This is a genomic window from Methylocystis sp. Sn-Cys, from assembly GCF_016745395.1.
Classification (GTDB): domain Bacteria; phylum Pseudomonadota; class Alphaproteobacteria; order Rhizobiales; family Beijerinckiaceae; genus Methylocystis; species Methylocystis iwaonis.
Map to the genome: position 1 here is coordinate 322584 of NZ_JAERVJ010000003.1, position 21105 is coordinate 343688.

At 65.8% G+C, this 21105-nt stretch carries 9 protein-coding genes; 5 read left to right on the plus strand and 4 right to left on the minus strand.

Annotated elements, in window-relative coordinates:
• Window positions 1-5: 5 nt before the first annotated feature.
• From clpB to JJT62_RS08720, 4 genes are all read right to left on the minus strand, one after another.
• Complete coding sequence (gene clpB, locus JJT62_RS08705) at window positions 6-2633, minus strand: ATP-dependent chaperone ClpB (protein WP_202072319.1); 2628 nt, start codon at window positions 2631-2633, stop codon at window positions 6-8.
• 439 nt (window positions 2634-3072) lie between these two features.
• Entirely contained in the window at window positions 3073-5295 is a 2223-nt protein-coding gene (locus tag JJT62_RS08710) for a transglycosylase domain-containing protein (RefSeq protein WP_202072320.1), read from the minus strand.
• On the minus strand, window positions 5292-11114 hold the full coding sequence (locus JJT62_RS08715) for an MG2 domain-containing protein (protein WP_202072321.1): 5823 nt from the start codon (window positions 11112-11114) through the stop codon (window positions 5292-5294). The genes JJT62_RS08710 and JJT62_RS08715 overlap by 4 nt, the downstream gene beginning before the upstream one ends.
• 136 nt (window positions 11115-11250) lie before the next feature.
• Complete coding sequence (locus JJT62_RS08720; protein ID WP_202072322.1) at window positions 11251-16494, minus strand: hypothetical protein; 5244 nt, start codon at window positions 16492-16494, stop codon at window positions 11251-11253.
• Window positions 16495-16751: 257 nt separating this feature from the next.
• Between JJT62_RS08720 and JJT62_RS08725 the strand changes: the two genes are divergently transcribed.
• The 5 genes from JJT62_RS08725 to ccoP all read left to right on the plus strand — a co-directional run bounded on the left by JJT62_RS08725 (window position 16752) and on the right by ccoP (window position 20999).
• Window positions 16752-17153, plus strand: coding sequence for an SH3 domain-containing protein (locus JJT62_RS08725; protein WP_202072323.1), 402 nt, complete (start codon window positions 16752-16754; stop codon window positions 17151-17153).
• Window positions 17154-17485: 332 nt separating this feature from the next.
• Window positions 17486-19141 carry a cytochrome-c oxidase, cbb3-type subunit I gene (gene ccoN, locus JJT62_RS08730; protein ID WP_202072324.1) on the plus strand — a complete coding sequence of 552 codons (1656 nt, stop codon included), beginning with the start codon at window positions 17486-17488 and terminating at the stop codon, window positions 19139-19141.
• Window positions 19142-19152: 11 nt separating this feature from the next.
• A complete protein-coding gene (gene ccoO, locus JJT62_RS08735) occupies window positions 19153-19908 on the plus strand; it encodes a cytochrome-c oxidase, cbb3-type subunit II (protein ID WP_202072325.1) in 756 nt (251 codons plus the stop codon).
• A gap of 4 nt (window positions 19909-19912) precedes the next feature.
• Window positions 19913-20101 carry a cbb3-type cytochrome c oxidase subunit 3 gene (locus JJT62_RS08740; RefSeq protein ID WP_202072326.1) on the plus strand — a complete coding sequence of 63 codons (189 nt, stop codon included), beginning with the start codon at window positions 19913-19915 and terminating at the stop codon, window positions 20099-20101.
• The gene (ccoP, locus tag JJT62_RS08745; RefSeq protein ID WP_202072327.1) at window positions 20085-20999 is read left to right on the plus strand and encodes a cytochrome-c oxidase, cbb3-type subunit III; all 915 of its coding nucleotides are present in this window, start codon (window positions 20085-20087) and stop codon (window positions 20997-20999) included. Before JJT62_RS08740 ends, ccoP begins: the two co-directional genes overlap by 17 nt.
• Window positions 21000-21105 lie beyond the last annotated feature (106 nt).

Consider the following 21105-nt stretch of genomic DNA (forward strand, 5'->3'; position numbering starts at 1 on the left):
TCTCGTCACGCGTTACCCACCGTCCGCAGCAGCGGCTTCGCCGGCCCGTGCGTCGGCTTGCCGTCGATGGTGAGCGACGGGCCGTCGGCGGAAATCTGCACCGTCGCGCCGTCGATGATCTCGCCCGCGAGCAGACGTTCGGCCAAAGCGTCCTGCAGCTCCTTCTGCATCACGCGCTTCAAGGGGCGCGCGCCATAGGCGGGGTCGTAGCCTTTGGCCGCCAGCCAATCGCGCGCCTTCAAATCCAGATGCAGCGTGATCTTGCGATCCTCCAGGAGCTTCTGGAGCCGCTTGACCTGAATATCGACGATCGCGCCCATATCCTCGCGCCGCAGGCGGTGGAACAGGATGATCTCGTCGACGCGGTTCAGGAACTCCGGCCGGAAGTGCGAGCGCACGACCGCCATCACTTCGTCGTGGACGGCCGTCGAATCCTCGCCTTCCTGCTGCATCACCAGGAATTCGGCGCCGAGGTTCGACGTCATGATGATGAGCGTGTTCTTGAAGTCGACCGTGCGTCCCTGGCCGTCCGTCAGGCGCCCATCGTCGAGCACCTGCAGCAGCACGTTGAACACGTCCGGATGCGCCTTCTCGATCTCGTCGAACAGCACGACCTGATAGGGCCGGCGACGAACCGCTTCGGTCAGCGCGCCGCCTTCCTCATAGCCGACATAGCCGGGAGGCGCGCCGATGAGGCGGGCGACCGAGTGCTTCTCCATATATTCCGACATGTCGAGGCGCACCATCGCCGTCTCGTCGTCGAAGAGGAAGCTCGCGAGCGCTTTTGTCAGCTCCGTCTTGCCGACGCCGGTCGGGCCGAGGAAGATGAAGCTGCCGATCGGACGGTTGGGGTCCTGCAGGCCGGCGCGGGCGCGGCGCACGGCGGTCGAGACCGCAATGACCGCCTCATGCTGCCCGACGACGCGCTTGGCCAGCTCCTCCTCCATATGGAGAAGCTTTTCCTTCTCGCCTTCGAGCATTTTATCGACCGGCACGCCGGTCCAGCGCGACACGACCGCCGCGACGTCATTCGCCGTCACCGCTTCTTCGATCAGCGCGCCTTTGCCTTCGCTGGCTTCGGTCGCCGCGAGCTTCTTCTCTAGATCGGGGATCTGGCCATAGGCCAGCTCGCCCGCGCGCTGATATTCGCCGCGGCGCTGCGCCTGGGCGAGCTCGTTGCGCGCGTGTTCGAGCTGCTCCTTCAGCTTCTGGGCGCTGCCGAGCTTGTCCTTCTCCGCCTTCCAGCGCGCGGTGAGCGCCGCCGACTTCTCTTCGAGATCGGCAAGCTCGCCTTCGAGCTTCGCGAGCCGGTCCTTGGAGGCCGTGTCGGTCTCCTTCTTCAAGGCCTCCTGCTCGATCTTGAGCTGGATGATGCGACGGTCGAGTTCGTCCAGCTCCTCGGGCTTCGAGTCGATCTGCATGCGCAGGCGCGACGAGGCTTCGTCGACGAGGTCGATCGCCTTGTCGGGCAGGAAGCGGTCGGTGATGTAGCGGTTCGACAAAGTCGCCGCCGCGACGATGGCGCTATCGGTGATGCGCACGCCGTGGTGCATCTCGTATTTTTCTTTCAAGCCGCGCAGGATCGAGATCGTGTCCTCGACCGTCGGCTCGTCCACAAAGACGGGCTGGAAGCGACGGGCCAGCGCCGCGTCCTTCTCGACATGCTTGCGATACTCATCGAGCGTGGTCGCGCCGACGCAATGCAGCTCGCCGCGCGCCAGCGCCGGCTTCAGCAGATTGGAGGCGTCCATCGCGCCATCCGCCTTGCCGGCGCCGACCAGCGTGTGCATCTCGTCGATGAAGAGGATCACACTGCCCTCGGCCGCCGTGACCTCATTGAGCACGCCCTTGAGGCGCTCCTCGAACTCGCCGCGATATTTCGCGCCGGCGATGAGCGCACCCATGTCGAGCGCGAGCAGCTTCTTGTCTTCGAGAGACTCCGGCACGTCGCCATTGACGATGCGCAGCGCGAGGCCCTCGACGATCGCCGTCTTGCCGACGCCGGGCTCGCCGATCAGCACGGGGTTGTTTTTGGTGCGGCGGGAGAGCACCTGCACGGTGCGGCGGATTTCTTCGTCGCGGCCGATGACCGGATCGAGCTTGCCCTCGCGCGCCGCTTCCGTCAGGTCGCGGGCGTATTTCTTCAGCGCGTCATATTGGTTTTCGGCGGAGGCGGTGTCGGCGGTGCGGCCCTTGCGCAAATCCTCGATCGCCGCGTTGAGCGTCTGCGGCGTCACGCCGGCGGCGGCGAGGATTTTCGCGGCCTCGGAGTCCTTTTCCATCGCCAGCGCCAGCAGCAGGCGCTCGACCGTGACGTAGGAGTCGCCGGCCTTCTGCGCGATCTGCTCGGCGTTGGCGAAGAGCCGCGCCGTCGCCGGCGCGAGATAGAGCTGCCCCGCGCCGGAGCCCGCAACTTTGGGGATTTTGGCGAGCGCGGCCTCGGTCTTGGCCAAAGCCTCGCGCGAGCGCCCGCCCGCGCGGTCGATGAGCCCGGCGGAGAGACCCTGATCGTCGTCGAGCAGAACCTTCAGAATATGCTCGGGCGTGAATTGCTGATGCCCCTCGCGCGTGGCGAGCGACTGCGCGCTCTGCACGAATCCGCGCGCGCGTTCGGTGTATTTCTCGAAATTCATAAGATCCCCTCTCGACCGGAAGGGCGCAGCCTCTCTTCGAGCGAGGCGCCCCATGTCATGGAATTTTTCATGCCCCTTTCGGCGGCCTTCGAAAGCGATATGGGGAGGGTCCGCGGGAGTTGAAGAGGGCGCGACACGAAAGCGCGGCCTTTACGTGAAATCGCCAACTGGGCTTTATGAAAATTGTGTGTGCGACCCTCGATCAGGTCAAGCTAGCGACGACTCAGCCTTGGCAATCCGCCCCTCTCCCCGCGCGCGGGGAGAGGAGTCGCAGTGTGTCTAGGGGCAGCGTGCAATCCACCCGTCATTGCGAGCGAAGCGAAGCAATCCAGAGCTACAATACGGCCCTAGATTGCTTCGTCGCTACGCTCCTCGCAATGACGGCGGAGGTCGTCCCGGGCTTCTTGGTCGGTGAGGAGAGCCGTTGAGTGGAGCGTCGTCACTCAACGATCACCCGCACCGGCCGCGACGCCACGGGGGCCAGAGCCAATCTCGCCTGAATACGATGCGCGCCGGGCGTCATGGGCCAGAAAACGGTCTCATCCGCCTGCGCAACAGTGAAAGGCGCGCCGTCGACCAGCCAGACGATCTGGGCGTCCTTTCCGCCATCAGCAAGCTTCAAGGCGAGCTTGTTCAAGGGAGCCGGCTGCTCCGGATTGCGCCATATGTGCATATTGTGCTCGGGCGTCGCGATGACGAGCGCGCCGCTCTCAGCTGCGAGCGCCTCTTCGACGGCCGCCGGGGCGTGAGCGGCGGGCCGGGCGGAAATCTCGCCCGGCCGCACCCATTCGCGCAGCGTCTGCGGGCACTCCGGCCCTGCGTCCGCACGGCAGAGATCGATGACGACCCGTCCGGGCGGAGGCGCGAAAGTTTCGGGCGCGAGGTCGCCGGGTTTCGTCCCATGCAGCTTCGTCATCATCGCATGGGCCAGCCGCGCCGCCGAGCTGGCGCCCGTGAGGGCGCGCATGCCGCTCGCGTCACCGCGCCCGATCCAGACGCCGACAATGAACTTATGCGAGAAAGCGAGCGTCCAGGCGTCGCGATAATTTTGCGAGGTGCCCGTCTTCACGGCGACGGCGAAGGGATATTCGAGCGGCCCATAGCGCGGGAAGGAGGGCAGGCGCGCCTGCGGGTCGGACAGGAACGACGTCACCAGCCGCGCCGTGTCGAGCGACATCACGCGGCGCGGGGGGGCGCGCTCCTCGTCGCGCGCGAAAGAGAGATCGCGCATCACGCCGTCGTCGGCGAGCGCGGCGTAGGCGCGCATCAGCCGTTCGAGCCGGGTCGGCAAGGCGCCGATCGCCATGGAGACGCCGAAGCTTTCCGGCGCCGCCTCGAGATCGTGCAGGCCGAGCTCGTGCAGGAACAGGAAGTTTGCGTCGAGGCCGACGCGGCGCAGCAGATTGGTCGCCGGCACATTGCGGGAATTGGCGAGGGCCTGGCGCGGCGTCAGCGGCCCGAGGTAGAGGCCGTCGGCGTTGGAAACGCCCGAGGCGCCTTCGGGAAGATCGTCGAGAAGATCGGTGGGCTTCAGCGCGCCGCGCTCCAAAGCGAGCGCATAGATGAAGGGCTTGAGCGTCGAGCCGGGCGAGCGCGGCGCGCGGGTGAAGTCAAAGGCGCCGGCGCGCGGATCGTTATAATCGGCGGAGCCGACATCGGCGACGATTGCGTTGGAGCCGCGCTCCGCCACCATGATCGCTACCTGCCGCGCGCCGGCGTTGCGAAAGATGGAGAGATAGCGGCGCGCGAGCTGCGTCGCCTCGCGCTCGATGGAGAGGTCGATGGTCGCATGGATGCGCGGATCATATGGAGAGGCGGCGCGCACGCGGCCTTCGCGCGCCAGCCGCTCGTAGCGCAAGGCGAGATGCAGCGTATCCGGGCGCCGCTTGGGCGCGAGCGGTCGCATGGCGGCAAGCTCGCGCCGCGCCAATTCGGCCTGGGCGGCGTCGAGCGCGCCTTCTTTTTCGAGCTGCGCAATGGCGTAGCGCGCGCGTTCCACGGCGAGGCGCAGGCCGCTCTCGCGCGTGACATTCATGCGGCCCGGCGATTGCGGAATAGCGGCGAGCAGCGCCACTTGCGCCCAGGAGAGATCGTCGACCGGCTTGTCGAAGTAAAAGCGCGCCGCGTGCGAAATGCCGTGGCTGCCGAGCCCATAGGGCGCGAGGCGAAGATAATGGGAGAGCGTCGCCTCGCGCCCCTGGCGCGCGACGATTGCAAGCCCTGTCGCCGCTTCCCAGAATTTGTTGGCGTATGTGCGTGGCCCTGGCCGCTGCATGCGCGCGACCTGCATGGCGATGGTCGAGGCGCCTTCCGTTTGGCGGCGATGCGCGAGATTGTTCCACAGCGCCCGCGCCACGGCGCGCGGATCGACGCCGGGATGGGAATAAAAGCGCCGGTCTTCGAGAATGAGCGTCGCGCGCGCGACGCGCTCCGGGATGCGCTCCAGCGGCCAATAGCCGTAGTCGATGCGCTTCTCGCCGTTCTCGCCCTGGGTCGTATTGCCGATCTGCGTGAGAAAGGCGCCGTTGCGGTCATAGACGATCTGGCTCGCGGGCGGCGCGTCAAGATCGGCGCCGCGCGCGGCCTCCTGCCAGATCATGAGCCCGCCGCGTAGCGCCACCGAGACGAAAGCGAGCGCGGCGAGAAGCGCTAGGCGGCTCATGGCTGCTTGGCGATTTCCACGCGCGCGCCGGCGCTTTGGCCGCGGAGGCCTTTCTTGTACATCGTCTCGACGCGCGCGGGCGGTTGCGTATAGGCCCCCGTCGTTTGCGCCTTGAGGCGGAAGGCGAAGCGGTAGTTGCCCTTGGGCAGCGAGTCATAGGCATAGAGCACGCGATCATCGCCATAGGAGACCCAGGTTGGCGCGAGCGTCGGCGCGCTGGAGGGCTGGGCTTCCGCAGGCGCCGTTGCGATATTGGGATTCAGCGGCTCATAGCCCGCCGCGAGCGGCAAAGAGATCGCGACATAAGTGCGATCTTCGGGGTTCACGACTTCCGAGGTCTCCTCGATGACGTCGCCCTGGTTCACGCGCAAGGCGCCGTTGGCTGCCTCGAGCTTCTCCGGCGCCTGCCCGTTCTTTACGCGCCAGCTCTGCCGCGTGATGACGAAGCCTTCGCTCGCCGCTTGCGCTTTGGCGCCGGTCTCGGCGGGCATGTAGCGCGTCTCGACAAGCGCGATCAGCGGCGCGTTCGATGTGTTGGCGATGGTCAGCGGCGCGTCCTTGTCGCTTGCGTGGCGCGCCACGGGATTGTTGGCGTCGATCGTGACAGTCTCGGGCGCGCCGCCTTGCGCGAAGGCGACGGTGATCGGCGTCACGGGGCGGCGCCAACCTTCGGCGAGCGCTTCGATGGCGCTGGCGTTGGCGTTTGTGCTGCCCCAGCCGTCGCCTTCGCCCAGCCGCAGCAGCGCGTCGCGTAGCACCGGCGCGCGCGGATCGGACGGCGCGGCGAGCGCCGCCGCGCGCAGCATCTCGGCAAGGCTGCGCGTCTCGGAGGGCAGGATGACGTCGGAAGCGCTTTCGCCCGCCATGCCCGCGTAGACTTGCGCGCCGCCGCGGTTGGCGAATTTCACGCGGCCCCACATGGTCTCCATGAGAGAAGCGAGAATGCGCTGATCGACATTGGCGAGGCGCGCGGCCGCCGCCGCCATTTCGGCGACGCTTTCATTCGGCAGGAAATCGGCGCGGCGCGCAAATTCCGCGACGTAAGATTCGTCGAGCTTGCCGCCTTCCGCGAGCGCCGCGAGCGCCGCCGCGCGCTCGCGCATTTCTTCGCCGCCGAGCAGGCGCGAATAGTCGGAGCGCAGCGAGAGTTTCAGAATGTTGGCGAGCCGATCCATCAGAGTCTTGTCGACCGGCTCGCCCGCGCGATCGGCGTGCGCGAGGAAGGCGTAGGCCCAGGCGGTGAGCAAGACATTGCCGCGCGCGCGCGGCCAGAAGGCCACGAGCCCGTCGCTGTCGACCGATTGCTCGATCTGCGTCGCGGCGCTGCGCACGCTCGCCGAGACGCGGTCCTGCAGGCCCGCCGCCGAGAGGATCGGCGAAAAGCCTTTGAGCGACAGGCTGGCGCGCGCCAACGCAAGGCGCTGCTCGGTGCAGCCGTAGGGATAATCGACGAGCATATCGAGGCCGGCGACGAGCTTGACGATCGCCGGATCAGCAGCGACGACGATGTTGCGCGAGAAGGTTTTCGCGCGGCTCGCTTCGCCGGTTGGGGCAAGCGTCTTGGTCTCTCCCGGCGCGATTTCGACAACCTCATAGTGGCGCGTGGGCTCGCGGTCGGGCTTCACGGGAAGGTCGATCTCGACGGCGTCCTTTGCGCGGTCGACGTCGCGGTCGATGCGGAAATTGAGCTTCACGCTGTCTTCGAGCGAAGCCGGCGCCTCTGCGCGCAGATCGACGCGCACGGGCTTATTCTGCGCCCACTCGATCTTGCGGCTTGTCTCGCCCGCGAGCTTCAGCGCCGGCGCGGCGATCGCCGCCTTACCGGCGCCGCCGGGGCCTTCCACGACGCGCGCGACGAGGCCGATGTCGAAAGAGTCGCCGGGGCGGATGAAGCGCGGCAAAGCCGGCTGCGCGACGAGCTCCTGCCGGATGAACATCTCGCCGCCCGCGGCGCCGAAACGATCCGGCCCGCTCACCGCCTTGGCCCGCAGCTTGAACACGGTGAGCGTATCGGGCAGCGCGACCTTGATTTTCGCGACGCCATCGTCGCCAACTTTCACGCTGGGCAGATAGATCGGCACGGGCGTGAAATTCTTGCGCACGGAGATGTTGTTCTCCGCGCCCCATTCCTGAAGCTCGGCGTCGCCGCCCGCGATCTCTTCGAGCGGGATGACACCGAAGGCCATGTTACGCGTGTCGCGCGCCGCCATTTTCGTCTCGCGCGCCACAATAAAGTCGGGCAGCGGATCGAGCGGGCGCTCCTTGGCGAGCGAGAGCACCGCCTGGTCGACCATCCAGAAGGTGGCTTCGCCCGCGATCGGCTTGCCCGTGTCGTCGGCGAGCTTCAAGGTCACCTCGACCTCCTGGCCGGGGCGCGCCTTGGCGGGGGCGTCGAGCTTCACATTCACAATGTTCTTCACCGGCGTCACTTCGACCCATTTGGTCGCGGCAATGGTGACGGGCTTGCCCTGATCGAAATTAGCTGAAGGCAGCGGCGCGCTGTCCTTGAGGCGCCCGCGCATGATGAGGAAGTGCACGGCGAGCTTGGGCGTCTGTTCCTTCTTTACCGGCGGGGCGAAGCGGCCGAAGCCATTGGCGATGTCGACGTAGCTATAGTCATAGACGCCGTTGGGCTGCTCGACGATGGCGAGCGCGCGCGCGTTCTGGAACGGCGACTGAATGACCAGCGTGGCCGTCTCACCGGGCGCATATTTTTCCTTGTCGGTGGTGATGGTCGCCGAGGCGGCGGGCGGGCGCGCGAAGGTGACGGGCGTGTCGCCGCCGACGAAGAAATCGACGCTCACCTGCTGGCGGCGCTTCAATTTATCATAGGCTTCTAACTGCACGACATAGACGCCCGCATCCTTCGTCGTGAGCTCGATCTTCTGGGCTTCCTTAGCGCTCGTCAGCTTGCGCTCGACGATCGTCTCGTCCTGCACCTGCGTGACATATTTCGCCGCGCCTTGCGCGAAGTCGCTTGCCTGCAATGTCGAGATCCAATTGCGCTTGATGAGCCGCAGCGTCATCTCGACGCCCGCGATCATCTCTCCCTTGCCGTCGACGGCGATCAGCTCTGGCGTCACGACGCCGGGCTTTTCGACATAGCGCGGCGTCTTCACGCCGAGCACGAAAGGCGGCAGGGCGATGACGTTATGCACATTGCGCACTTCGATTCCATCGTCGCCCGTGACAGTCGCTTCGATCGAGTAGCGGCGCGGCTGGGCGGTGGGCTCGATCGTCGTGTCGAAGGTCATGCGCGCGGCGCCGCCGGCGTCGGTGCGCGCGTCGCGCTCCAGCACGGCGGTGGATTTGAATTTGCCATCACTCGAAAAGCGCGCGTCGGTCGAGAAGAGAAAGCCCTCGCGGTTCGGCGGCGTAAACACATGCGGGAATTGCGCCGCGCGCCATTTGATGGGCCGATCCGCCGCGAGGCCGCCGGCGAAATAACGGGCGAGGAGGTCCACGTCGAAGGTTCCATCGAGCGCGACCGTCTGCGGGGCGTTGAGCACGACCTCGAAGGTCGGCAGGCGATAGGCCTCCTTTTTGAAGGTGAATTGGCCGCAGGACGTATCCTGCGCGACTTCCGCCGTTTCGCCCTCGGCGGAGTCTTCCTCTTCGCTCTTCTCAGGCTTCTTTGCTTTCGGCGCATCGGGCTCGAACTTCACCGAATAATCGCCGGTCGCCGGCGTCTGCGCGTCGAACTTGTGGTAGAAGCCGCCGCTGGCGTCGAGCTTCACGGGCACGCGCCATTCCTGATTATTGGGCGCGGTGACGACCAGCGTGCCGCCGGTTTTCGTGAGCTTCAACGCGCCGCCGACATAGCTGCGCACATAGCCCTTGATATGGGCGGGCTCCTCCGGCCGATAGATCGGCCGCTCGGAAAACACATGGCAGAGCGTGCGCGGCTTCTCTGCGCGCTGCGATTCGGTTTCGGAAACCCAGGAGAGCCATTGCGCCTCGGGCTTCGACCATAGTTCCCTGGAATATTCCGATGGCGCGCTATCGGGATCGATAACCAGCGTGTCGAGCCCCTTGTTCACGACCACGCGGCGCAATTCGCCGTCGCCGCGCTTGATCGGACTCCATGAGAAAAAGCCGTTCGCGTCGGTCACGCCGTTCGCGAGCGTAGTGAATTTGTCGTCCTTCACGCCTTCGACGCGGATTTGCGCGCCGCTGATCGGCTGCGCCGTGGCGAGCGACGTCACGGCGAAACGCACGCGCGTGGGCTCCTCGATGGCGGAGAGGGAAATGTCCGTCACCTGCACGCGCAGCCATTTGCGCTTATCGCCATCGACGGCGCGAAGCCCGACGAGATAGGTTCCCGGCTGCTCGCGGCCAGCGATACGCGCGAAGTCGTCTTTCAGATCGACGCCGAATTTGGCGTCGACGCCATTGCGCTTGATCGGCAGATCGACAAGCCGAGAGACCGCCGGCGAGCCGAGCATCTTGATGCGCTCCTTGATGGCCTCGGCTTCGATATTGCCGCTTTCGTTCCAGCGCGTCGGCTCATTGCCGGGAAGCGGCGGCGCGTCGGCGTCGATGGTTTCGACGCCGTGCTCGGGGAATGGCCAGAAGTCGCGCGCGAGCGGATCGATGGCGTGGATGCGGATATCGGCGCGGTCATAGCCGCGGCCGCGCAACGGCAAAAGTTGCGCGCCGAAACGCTCGACGACGCCATAGCCTGCGTCCCATTGCAAAGCCGGATTGTCGCGCGTGAAGGCGAAGCGCTGCGTGAACTGCGCGGCGAGCGGCCGGCCGCGCTTGTCCTTGATGGCGCCCGGCGCGATCGACAGCTCATAGGCTTTGTCGGAGAGGAATTTGCCAGTGATCTTGAGATGGCTCGAGTCGGATTCGACAGCGAGATCGTCGACCGGCGGCGTAATGCGCAAGGCTTCGCGCGCGCGCAAAATATCGAGCGTCTCCGGCTCGGCGTTGAGGCTCAATGTGAGGCGGCGCTTGGCTGTGGGATTATAGGTGGAGGCGGCGTCGCCGCCTTCCTCGTCGCCGCTTTCAGGCGCGGGCGCATCGCCATTCGCCGCACAGCGCAGCACGCCGCCGAGTCTATCGTCGCTCCAGCCTCGCCCGCAGGTCGTTTCCGTCACGGCGAAAGGAAGAGCCGTGCGAATGCGCAGCTCGTAAATCTCGTCATCGAGACCGGGCTCGTCAGAGAGCTTCAGTCGCAAAATCGCAACGCGGCCATCATTGATGCTGTCGCGCAGCCGCAGCACATAGGTCTGTTCGGCGGCGGCGCCTGCACGCTCCAGGGGGCGAATATCATAGGCAGAGGGGCTTAGAATCTGTCCGCCCTGCGCCGAGACGCCCGGCGCGGGACGCAGCTCGACCGTCATGAGCCGCGCCAGCGCTGCGACATCGACGGGTTGCGCAAAAGTGAGGGCGACCTGCGTCAATTCGGGCGTCGGATCGTCGCTCGCTGAAGGATTGTTGGAAACAGGCGTCGGCAGCAATGCGACGAGCTTCTGCTCGGCGCCGCCGCTTTTCACTGTGATATGCGAGAGCGGCTTCCAGGGCTCGGCCGGGCGGAACTGCAGGGCGCGCGCGCCAATCCAGCGCCACTCGCCGGCGGGCAGCGGCGTGATGGAAGCGTATTTCGCGGGCAAGTCCTCGGGGCCGCCGACTTTGGGGCCGACGTCGCCGGGGAAGAAGATCGTCAGCGGATCATAGGCGCGCAGGAAACGGTCGGGCGTGATGCGGGCGCCATCGGCGCGTTGCGCGCGGTCGAAGACCGGCGGCGCCTCGGCGCGCAGCGGTGCTGCGAAAGAGACCGCCGCCAAAAAGCAGAGAGCAAGAGCCTTTTTCATCGCTGCGACTTTCATTGGCTCAATCAAGCAAAAATTGGGTTGAATGACGGGCGTTCGGCGCGAGTTGGACCGCGAGCCTTCAGGCTCGCTTCTATCTGGCGAGCCTGAAGGCTCGCGGTCCTGGAGTTTTGCCAACTCATTTGGTTTTCCTCATGCCGGCCTTGTCGAGGAGGTCGGCGACGGCTTCTTCTGGAGGCGCCGCTGGCGGGGGCGACAGGCCGACAATTGCGGCGCGAATGGTCGTCGCGGTGGCGTCGGCAGGGACGCGCGCTTCGACGAAATAGCGGCCCGGCGCAAGTTTCATAATTTGGCTGACGCCTTCGGAGAGCGTTTTGCCGCTCGCGTCGAGAAGCCGTGCGCTCACGCGGTCGGGCTCGGCGCGTATGCCAATGCCGACGTCGGCGTCGCGTTTCGTCTCGAAGGAGAAAAGTGCGCTGGCGCCGGGCGCAACGGCGATGGCGTCGTTCACGCCTTCATGCGCCTCAATCACCTTCTGGGCGGCGAGGTCGAGCGCACCCGAAAGCGCGCCCTCATTCGGCGCATAGATGTCGAGTGCCGCCTCGCCCGCCGCCACATAGTGGCGGAATTCGACGCCTGCAGGGAAGGCGAAGGTTTCGCGCTTGCCGTTCTGCGTGAAGGAGATCAGCGCGGGCGCGCCGCTCGACGACGTCAGCATGACGGGCGCATCGCGCTTGATGGCAAAGCGCATGGCCTGGCCTTCGAGCGTGACGCGTTGCGGCAGGTCGATCGTGCGCGCTGTGGGAAGCGGCCAAGGCGCGGCGCCGTTGCGTTCGATCCAGGCGGCGACGAGGCCGGGCTTGTAATCGAGGATGGCTTCGCCGGCGCCGTCGAGTGAGAGATCGCGCCCACGCAGGATGCGCCCGCTCTGCGAGACGAAGGTCGCATCCGCGCCGATGGCGATGAGGCGATCGCCCTTCTGCGCATCTACTGGGAGAGAGATCTGTCCTGCGACGCCGAAGAAGCGCTTGAGCGCGATCTTCGTGTTGAGAGTGACGCTTGCGTCGGTTGCGCGCGCAATGCGGGCGGGCAGCGGCGCATTCGTTGTGTTGACAAGCAGCACACGCGCGCCTGCGCCGTGGATCGTGCGCGAGACCGACGCGCCATCGCCGAAGATGCCGCGCTTGTCGATGAAGGCCGCGAGGCCGCCCGCGAGGTCAAGGGCAAGCGGCGCGTCGGATTTCTCCATTTCCACAGGCTGCGCGCTCATCGGCGGAATGACGCCCGCAAAGAGCGCGCCGCCGTTGAGCGCCGGGCGCGTCTCCGCGTCGATCGCCGAAAGCGTGGCGCGCATTGCGCTGGCGTTGCTCGCGTTCCACAATTGTGGGGCGGCGTCGCTCGCCAGCGCCAGCGCGGCGCCCTCAGCGACGCCCATGCCGTTTGCGGCGTCGATCGCTGGCTGCGCGAAGGTCGAGCGCGTCAGCCACAGCCGCGTCTTGCCGCGTGGCGCGCCGAACGGCGGCAGGAAGGCGCGTTCACCTTCGCCGATGTCGAGCGCGACCTCTTCGCCCAGCCATTCGAAGGCGGCGACGCGGGGCTTTGCCTTGCAGTCGCGCGTCATCAGCCACAGCGCCTGCGACTGTGGCGCGAGCGCGCCCGAGCGCACGGGGCGCAGGAGGCGGCCTTGCGCCGAGCCCGCGATAAGGGCGTCGGCGGTCGTCACGTCAACGAGCGCGGCGCTGGGCGTGTCGATCTTGGCGACGCAGAGTTGAGGCGCGACGTCGCTTACCGTTTCGAAAACAATATCGCCGGGGCTGCGCGCGCGGCGGTCAATGGCGCGCGCCGCAATCGTGATGGGCTCTGCGCCGCCGCCGACGGGCCATACGGTTGCACGCCATTCACTCTTGTCGCCGGAAGCCGGCCAGGCGGCGACCGGCGCGAGGCCCCGGTCGCCGCCGATCACGCGCCATTCGCCATTGGCCTCGCGGCGCTCGATGGAAATAGCGACTTCTGCGGTCGAACGCGCGGCGACGAGCGTGAGCGCGCCGGCAGGCGCGGCAGGCAAAGCGAGCCGCTGCGCGCCGGCGCCCGTCAGAACCGCCTCGCCACTCGCGGCAAGCGGCGCGCCATCCGTCTCGCTCATGATCGCGAGACGAACCTCGACGCCGCTGTCATCCTCTTCGCTTTCCGTCTGCGTGTTTTCGTCGGAGGCGGCGTTGTCAGTCGAAGCGGATTCCTCGCCCGAATCCGCTTCCGAATCGTCGGACGCCTGCGTGTCGCTCGCCGCGTCCGACGCGGCCTTGCGCGTTGCGCCAAGTTCCTCCAGCTCCAGCTTGTAGGCGCCGGCGGGCAAGCGGCGGGCGAGCGCCACATTCCAGTCACTGGCGCGCGGCTCGAGGCGCTCCACGACGTCGCCGGCGGCCGTCTTCAGGACGCCGATCGTTTCCTTGTCGCCGAAGGTCGAGAGATCGACGACGCTTTCTTTCGTCAGATTGAAGTCGAGAGTCGCCGGCAGGTCGACGCGCTGCGGCGCGCCGGGCTGCAATTGATCGGACGACAATGTGATCTCGTAATCGAGCCGGTCGTCATGGGCGAGGCTGCGCGCCTCGATCCGATAATCGCCGGCGCCGAGCTTGCCCTTGAAGGGACGATCGCCCACCACTTTGCCAATGTTCTCGGCGTCGCCCTTCACGATGTCGCCGATCATGCCTTCGCCGATCGAAAGCTCGATGCCGGAGTCGCCCGTGAGCGTGAAGCGCCAGACATCGGGTGTGCGCGGCGCGTCCTTCGCCTGCGGCTCGCGCCATTGCAGCTTCTGGGGCTTCTCGAAGGGCAGGGCATGGGGGCCATGGCCTTCGAGCGCCGCCGCCGCGACGATCGGCGTCACGCGCGCGATCATTCTTGCTTCGGCGTCGGCGGGGCTCACCACGAGGCGATAGGCGCCGGGCTCAAGATGTTCGGTCTCGCGCTTGAAGGCGCCGGGCTTGGTCAGCGGCCAGCCCTCGGCGTCTTCGAGACGCGCCTGCCATTGCTGCGTCAGGCTGAAAAGCTCCAGGCGATAATCGCCGGCGCGGGTGATCTCGATTGGAACGATGGCGCCCTTCGCCGGCGCGAGTGTCGCGCGCGCAACGCCCTTGTCGGTGATCTTGGGGGTTGGCGTCAGCGACGCCGGCGCGACCGAAAGGCCGAGATGGCCGGCGGAGTCTTTTGCGGTGACGACCGCGCGATAGGCGCCGGCGCGGAGGAACGTCGTGACCAGCGCATTATTGCCGGGGCCATTGGCTTCGCCTTCCGCGAGCTTGGGCGACATGATCGCGCCGATGCGCAGCGCCGTCTTCATGCGTCCGAGTGTTTCGAGTCGAAAGAGGCCGCCCTGCGCGACATCGAAGGGGACGTTTTTTGTTTCATCCCGCTTGAGGTCGAAGAAGGCGGGGCGGCCAGAAGCCGCGCGCGTCTTGGCGATCTCGGCGCCATCGGGCGTCTCCGGCATGGAGACGAGCGTCTCGGGCAGATAGATGATGGCCAGCGCGCGCTCCTTGGCCGCGGGCGCGATCGTCGCCGTGAGGATGCGGTAATCCTTTTCTGACCTTTCCTGAGGGAAAGCGAGCGGCGCATCGGCGCCCGTCGCGTCGCGCGCGACGATCTTTCCGCCATTGGGCGCGCGTAGCGTCACCGAGATTTCCTGCCCGGCCGCTTGATGCAGCGCGAGCGGCGCTTTGGTCAGATCGGCGGGCAGCGGGACGACGCGCGGGCCGGTGAGAAGCTGCGGCGCGACATTCGTGAGGATGAGATAGGCGCCGTTCGACTCGAGTAGCTGTTCGCCGAAGGAGAGCGAAGCGCGCGAGGGCAAAGCCGTGGGCTGGGGCGCGGTGAGGCCGGGGGGCCCGAGCGTGACGTCGACCACGCCGCCGGCGCCGGTCACGGGCTCCAGCGTGAGTAGATAAAAGCCTGCGACGACGTCGTAGACATTCGAATCCTTCGCTGTCGCGTGTGGGGCGAGATTGCCCAGCGCCGGTTCGACGTTCGCATGCAGCCGCACGCCCTTGGCGTCGATCGCCACCTGGCCGTCGCGCGTCGCCTCGAAGAGAAGCGACACGGGGCCGAGCAGATTGAACTTGCCGCGCCACGCCTTGCCGGCGCCGATGCGCGGCATGTCCGAGGCAAGAACGCGCGTGCGCCCGTCTCTCTCGATGCGCGCGAAGAGCGTGGTGAGAGGCGCCTCGTCGCCGCCTTCTCCGGCGACGTCGATCGAGACGAGATGCGGGCCGGCGCCCTCGAAAGTCTCGCGGTTCGATTGATGAACGGCGTGCAGCGTGTAGGCCTGGCCCTCATAGCCGGTCACTTCCAGGCGCGCGGGCGAGACGCTGTCGCCGGCAAGACGCAGCGTGGCGACGGGCGCGCGGCTGGATTTGCCGATCGAGGCGACATCGCGCGCGCCGCCGCGTTTCGCTTCGAGGCGCGCCGAGGCCTGTTGCGGCAATTCGAGACGGAAGGAATCATAGCTCGCCGGCGCCTCGAAGCGCGCCGAGCCGAAGGGGCCGATCACGCCCTCGGCGACGCCGGCCGCAAGCAGCGCGGGCTCCGCCATGTGCAGCGCGAAGGGTTGCGCAGGGGAGCCGTCCGGCCAGACGAGCTTCTCGCCGCCATAGGCGGTGACGACATAGCGGCCGGCGGGGAGCTTCCCTTCGAGTCGTAAGCGGTTCACGGAATGGCCCGGTCGCGTCTCGATCGTCGTGCGCTCGAAGGCGAGATCGGCCAGCGCGCCATCGGCCTGCCAGACGCGAAGATCCTGCAGGGCGCGACCGACGGCCTCCAGATAGACAGGCTTGTCGGTCGTTACGTTGAGCTCATAGGAGCGCTGCTGCAGATCGCCCAGCTCGCCGCTCTGCGTCACGCCGGGGCCCAGCGTCGGGCGCGCGGTCTCGACTTCGGCGAAGGGCTCGACGGCGACGCTCGCCTTGCCGCTTGCGTTCTTCACGGCGCCGATGCGCAATTTATAGACGCCCTTGTCGAGCAGCGCGTCGATCCGGCCGTCGCGCAACCCCGCCGCGCCGGCTGAGTCGAGCGGCCCTGCGATCATGTCGACGAGCTCGATGCGCGCGCCTGTCGGGCTTTTGGCGCGGATGGAATAGCGGCCGGGCGCAGAGATCGTCAGCAGGCTGGCGCCGTCCTTGTCGAGCGCAACCTCTTTTGGCGAGACCGTTATGGCGGCGGCGGCAGGCCGGACCTCGGCAATTTTGTCCCTGGCGAGCGAGAAGCTGGAGGAGAAGAAATAGGCTGCGCCCGCAGCCAGAAGGGAAAAAGCAATGCGCCGCATGAGGCCACCATAATAAACGCGCGCGGCGCAGCCGCCGCGACAGGAAGATAGGACCAGCTTTGCGCAGGAGTCGAGGCCGTCCGACGGCTTGTTCCCCATTGCCATGACGCGCTCCTTCGTCCGAACTTGAGACGAGCCGTTTTTCTTCTAGACTATGTGAGGAAGAGAGAAGTTGCGCTGGCGCACAGGCCGGCGTCCTGGTGCGTCGTCCGCGTCATTGGTCCGCGTGCGCCGCCCGGTTGCACACCGTTGTCATTCCCGACGCTCACGAAGCGAGCGATCGGGAATGACGGCGCCCGACGACGAGCCGTTCGAAAGGGAGCGGTTGTCAGTTTTTGTTTGACGACGCCTTAGGAGACAATATGCGGCGCTTCATTTGCACACTGGCTTTTATTGTCGCTCTCGTCGCCCCGATAAGCGCGGCTTTCGCGGGGGCGCTGACGCTTCATGACCCTGTGGATTTGCGAACGCGGCCGGGCGCCAGGCGTCCCATTGCGCTGACCGTCCCCGCCGGCGCCGAACTCATTATACTTGGCGAGGGCGACAAATGGGTTCCGGTCTCTTTCGAGGGACGGCGTTTCTATGCGCCCTACGCGCAGCTCGTCGCCGCGTCGCCGAGCGATCAGCCGTCGCCTGATCCGACCTGCGACTATGGCTATCCTTATTCGGGCAGCGGTTATTTCTTCACGCGTCCACTCGCGCAATTGCGTCATAGCGAGCCGCTCGGAGCGCTTCTCGGCTACCACCGATTTTACCCCTGTTGAGTGGTCCGATTCCGGCCGTGCGCGGCTGCGACATATAGGCACAAAGGCATGTCGGGGCGCGTTGGCGAAATGTCGCCACCGCAGTGTTTGCTGCACGAAAATGCTGGCGCGCCTGAGACAATCGCCTTTACATAGATTTGATCTGTGACAATTGCGCGCAGAAGCTGTTCGACTTGAGTTTCTTTGACGCCCGTCAAATTCGGGCGATTGTTGCGCAGTACAATACCCAATGTGAATCGGTGAAAGCGCAGTGAGACTTTGTCACGCCCGATTGGCGTCGGCGAGTTCTCGCAAACGCGGAAAACATGCGGAAACCTCCAGAGGACAAGATCATGGAGCGTACCCTCCCCATCCCCAAGCAAATGACTTTCGGCGAGATATCTCTCAGCGCCGTTTTCGTAGCCTTGGCCATTGCCTCGGCCTTCATCGCCGTCAAGGCTTATACTCCCGCTTACGCTTTCCACGCGGCGCTTTTCGCGCTTGGGTCGCTCGGCGCCGTCGTTGCGATCGTTTTGCGTTTCCGCGCCAGGGACGCGGCGCCGCCGCCGCTTCTGATCAACGGCCGGCCGAACTATAATTACGGGCCGATCAAATTCACGTCGATCGCCGCGCTGTTCTGGGGCGTCGCGGGCTTTCTCGTCGGACTCTATCTCGCTCTGGAGCTCGCCTATCCAGCGCTCAATCTCGATTTGCCCTGGACCAATTTCGGGCGTCTGCGGCCCCTGCATACATCGGCGGTGATCTTCGCTTTCGGCGGCAATGTGCTGCTCGCGACGTCCTTCTACATCATGCAGCGCACGAGCCGCGCGCGCATCGCCGGCGATCTCGCGCCCTGGTTCGTCGTGCTGGGATACAACTTCTTTATCCTGATCGCGGGCACGGGCTATTTGCTCGGCGTCACGCGCGGGCATGAGTATGCCGAGCCCGAGTGGTACGCGATCCTCTGGCTCGTCGTCGTCTGGGTGGTTTATCTCCTCGTCTATCTCTTCACCCTCGCGCGCCGCGCCGAGCCGCATATCTATGTGGCGAACTGGTTCTTCCTCGCTTTCATCGTGACGGTCGCCGTGCTGGTGCTCGGCAACAATGTGGAGATTCCGATCTCGGTCTTCTCGCCGAAATCCGTCATCGTCTGGGCCGGCGTGCAGGATGCGATGATCCAGTGGTGGTACGGCCACAACGCCGTGGGCTTCTTCCTCACCGCCGGCTTCCTCGGCATCATGTATTACTTCATTCCGAAGCGCACGGATCGGCCGATCTATTCCTACCGGCTGTCCATCGTGCATTTCTGGGCGCTGATCTTCCTTTATATCTGGGCCGGCCCGCATCACCTGCATTACACCGCGCTGCCCGATTGGGCGCAGACGCTCGGCATGGTGTTCTCGGTCGTACTGTGGATGCCCTCCTGGGGCGGGATGATCAACGGCGTGATGACGCTTTCGGGCGCCTGGGACAAGCTGCGCACGGACCCGGTGCTGCGCATGCTGGTCGTGTCGGTGGCCTTCTACGGCATGTCGACCTTCGAAGGCCCGCTGATGTCGGTGAAGGCGGTGAATTCGCTGTCGCACTACACTGACTGGGGCATTGGCCATGTGCATTCGGGCAGCCTCGGCTGGGTCGCCTTCGTGTCCTTCGGCGCGCTCTACTGCCTTATTCCCTGGGTGTTCAACAAGCGGCTCTATTCGCTCAAGCTCGTGAACTGGCACTTCTGGATCTCGACGATCGGCATCGTCTTCTACATCTCCTCGATGTGGGTGGCGGGCATCATGCAGGGGCTGATGTGGCGCGCCTATACGCCGCAAGGCTTCCTCGAATATTCCTTCGTCGAGACCACTGAGGCGCTGCATCCTGAATATGTCATCCGCGCTATCGGCGGCGGGCTGTTCCTCATCGGCGCGCTGATCATGGTCTATAACATCTGGCGCACGCTCGCCTCGCCCGCGCTCGAATCCGCGCAAGACGTCGCCGCCTCTCCCCTGCCTGCCGAGTGAGGACGAAAGCCATGTCGCAATCCGCTCAACATGCGCCCGCCGGCGGCGGGCTTCAGAAAATCTTAGAGACCAATTCGATCCTGCTCATCGTCGGCATCCTTCTTCTGGTGTCGGTCGGCGGGATCGTCGAGATCGTGCCGCTGTTCTATCTCAAGAACACGATCGAGCAGGTGGAAGGCGTGCGGCCCTATTCGCCGCTGGAGCTCGCGGGCTACAATATTTACATCCGCGAGGGCTGCTACACCTGCCATTCGCAGATGATCCGACCCTTGCGCGACGAGGTCGAGCGCTACGGCCATTATTCGCTCGCGGCGGAGAGCATGTACGACCACCCGTTCCAATGGGGCTCGAAGCGCACGGGGCCCGATCTCGCGCGCGTCGGCGGCAAATATTCGAACGATTGGCATCGCGATCATTTGCGCAACCCGCGCTCGGTGGTGCCGTCCTCGATCATGCCGGGCTACGCCTTCCTCTCGCAGACGCCGCTCGACGGCGAGCATCTCGCCGAGCAGATGCGGACGCTGCGCGTCGTCGGCGTGCCTTACACCGACGAGCAGATCGACAATGCGCCGGGCGATCTCGCCGCGCAGCTTTCAACCGACGCGCAGGGCGCGAGCGAGATGCAGAAGCGCTATCCCAACGCCGCCTTCACGGACTCGCCTTCGAAATCCGGCATGACCGAGGAGGATGCGCTCGTCGCCTATCTGCAGCATCTCGGCGTCTCGGTCGATTTCAAGATCTACGACGACAAAGCGAATGTCAGGTGATCCGATGAACGCTGGAAACGCCGAAGTCATCTCGACCTATGAAAGCTTGCGCGCCTTCGCGGCCTCCTGGGGTCTGATCTTCTTCGGCCTGATTTTCCTGGGCGTCATCGTTTACGTCTTCTGGCCGTCGCGGCGGAAGCAATTCGAACAGGACGCCCGAATTCCCTTTCGAGAGGATGACGACGATGTCTGACGACACGTTTGAGAATGGCCAGGCAAGAACAGGCAAGGTCAGAATCGACCCGGCGAGCGGCGTGCCGACCACGGGCCATGAATGGGACGGCATAGAGGAGCTGAACACGCCGCTGCCGCGCTGGTGGGTGTGGACCTTCTGGATCACGATTATCTGGGGCGTCGGCTATACGATTGTCTATCCCGCCTGGCCGACGTTGTCGGGCGGAACGCAGGGTCTTTTCGCCTGGAGCTCGCGCACACAGGTGGCGTCCGACGTCGCCGATCTGCAAACAACGCGTGGCCCCGTGCTCGAGAAGATCGCCGCTGCGCCGCTCGACAAGATCGAGTCCGATCCCGAGCTTCTCGCGGCCGCGCGCATGGTGGGCAAGGTCGCATTCGCCACGAACTGCGCGTCGTGCCATGGCGCAGGCGGGCAGGGCGCCAAGGGCTACGCCAACCTCAACGACGACGATTGGCTGTGGGGCGGCAAGCTCGCCGACATAAAGCAGACGATCGAGCATGGCGTGCGCTGGGACGCCGATAAGGCGACCCGTTCCTCCTCCATGCCGGCCTTTGGGCGCGACGGCATTCTCACGCCGGAGCAGATCGCGATCGTCGCCGATCACGTGCGCACCTATGCCGAGACGCCGGACTCGGATGCGCCGACGCCGCAGGGCGAGAAGCTCTACGCCGAGAACTGCGCGAGTTGCCACGGCGTCGAAGGCAAGGGCAATCCCGAGATGGGCGCGCCGGCGCTTTACGACCAGGTCTGGCTCTATGGCGCCGACAAGCCGACCATCGTCGCGCGCATCGCCAATGGCGGCGGCGCGGTGATGCCGGCCTGGAAAGGCAGGCTCGATGACACGACGATCAAAGCGCTCGCCGTCTATGTGCATTCGCTCGGCGGCGGGCAGTAAGGGAGGATTCTCCTTCTCCCGCTTGCGGGAGAAGGTGTCGCCGCGAAGCGGTGACGGATGAGGGCCCTCACCCAACCCTCGCTCACGCGAGGGCCGCCCTCTCCCG

Bases quoted from the DNA above. Each gene is read 5' to 3' on its own strand.
- clpB (WP_202072319.1), bottom strand. From the start codon at position 2,633: ATGAATTTCGAGAAATACACCGAACGCGCGCGCGGATTCGTGCAGAGC.
- JJT62_RS08710 (WP_202072320.1), bottom strand. From the start codon at position 5,295: ATGAGCCGCCTAGCGCTTCTCGCCGCGCTCGCTTTCGTCTCGGTGGCG.
- JJT62_RS08715 (WP_202072321.1), bottom strand. From the start codon at position 11,114: ATGAAAAAGGCTCTTGCTCTCTGCTTTTTGGCGGCGGTCTCTTTCGCA.
- JJT62_RS08720 (WP_202072322.1), bottom strand. From the start codon at position 16,494: ATGGCAATGGGGAACAAGCCGTCGGACGGCCTCGACTCCTGCGCAAAG.
- JJT62_RS08725 (WP_202072323.1), top strand. From the start codon at position 16,752: ATGCGGCGCTTCATTTGCACACTGGCTTTTATTGTCGCTCTCGTCGCC.
- ccoN (WP_202072324.1), top strand. From the start codon at position 17,486: ATGGAGCGTACCCTCCCCATCCCCAAGCAAATGACTTTCGGCGAGATA.
- ccoO (WP_202072325.1), top strand. From the start codon at position 19,153: ATGTCGCAATCCGCTCAACATGCGCCCGCCGGCGGCGGGCTTCAGAAA.
- JJT62_RS08740 (WP_202072326.1), top strand. From the start codon at position 19,913: ATGAACGCTGGAAACGCCGAAGTCATCTCGACCTATGAAAGCTTGCGC.
- ccoP (WP_202072327.1), top strand. From the start codon at position 20,085: ATGACGACGATGTCTGACGACACGTTTGAGAATGGCCAGGCAAGAACA.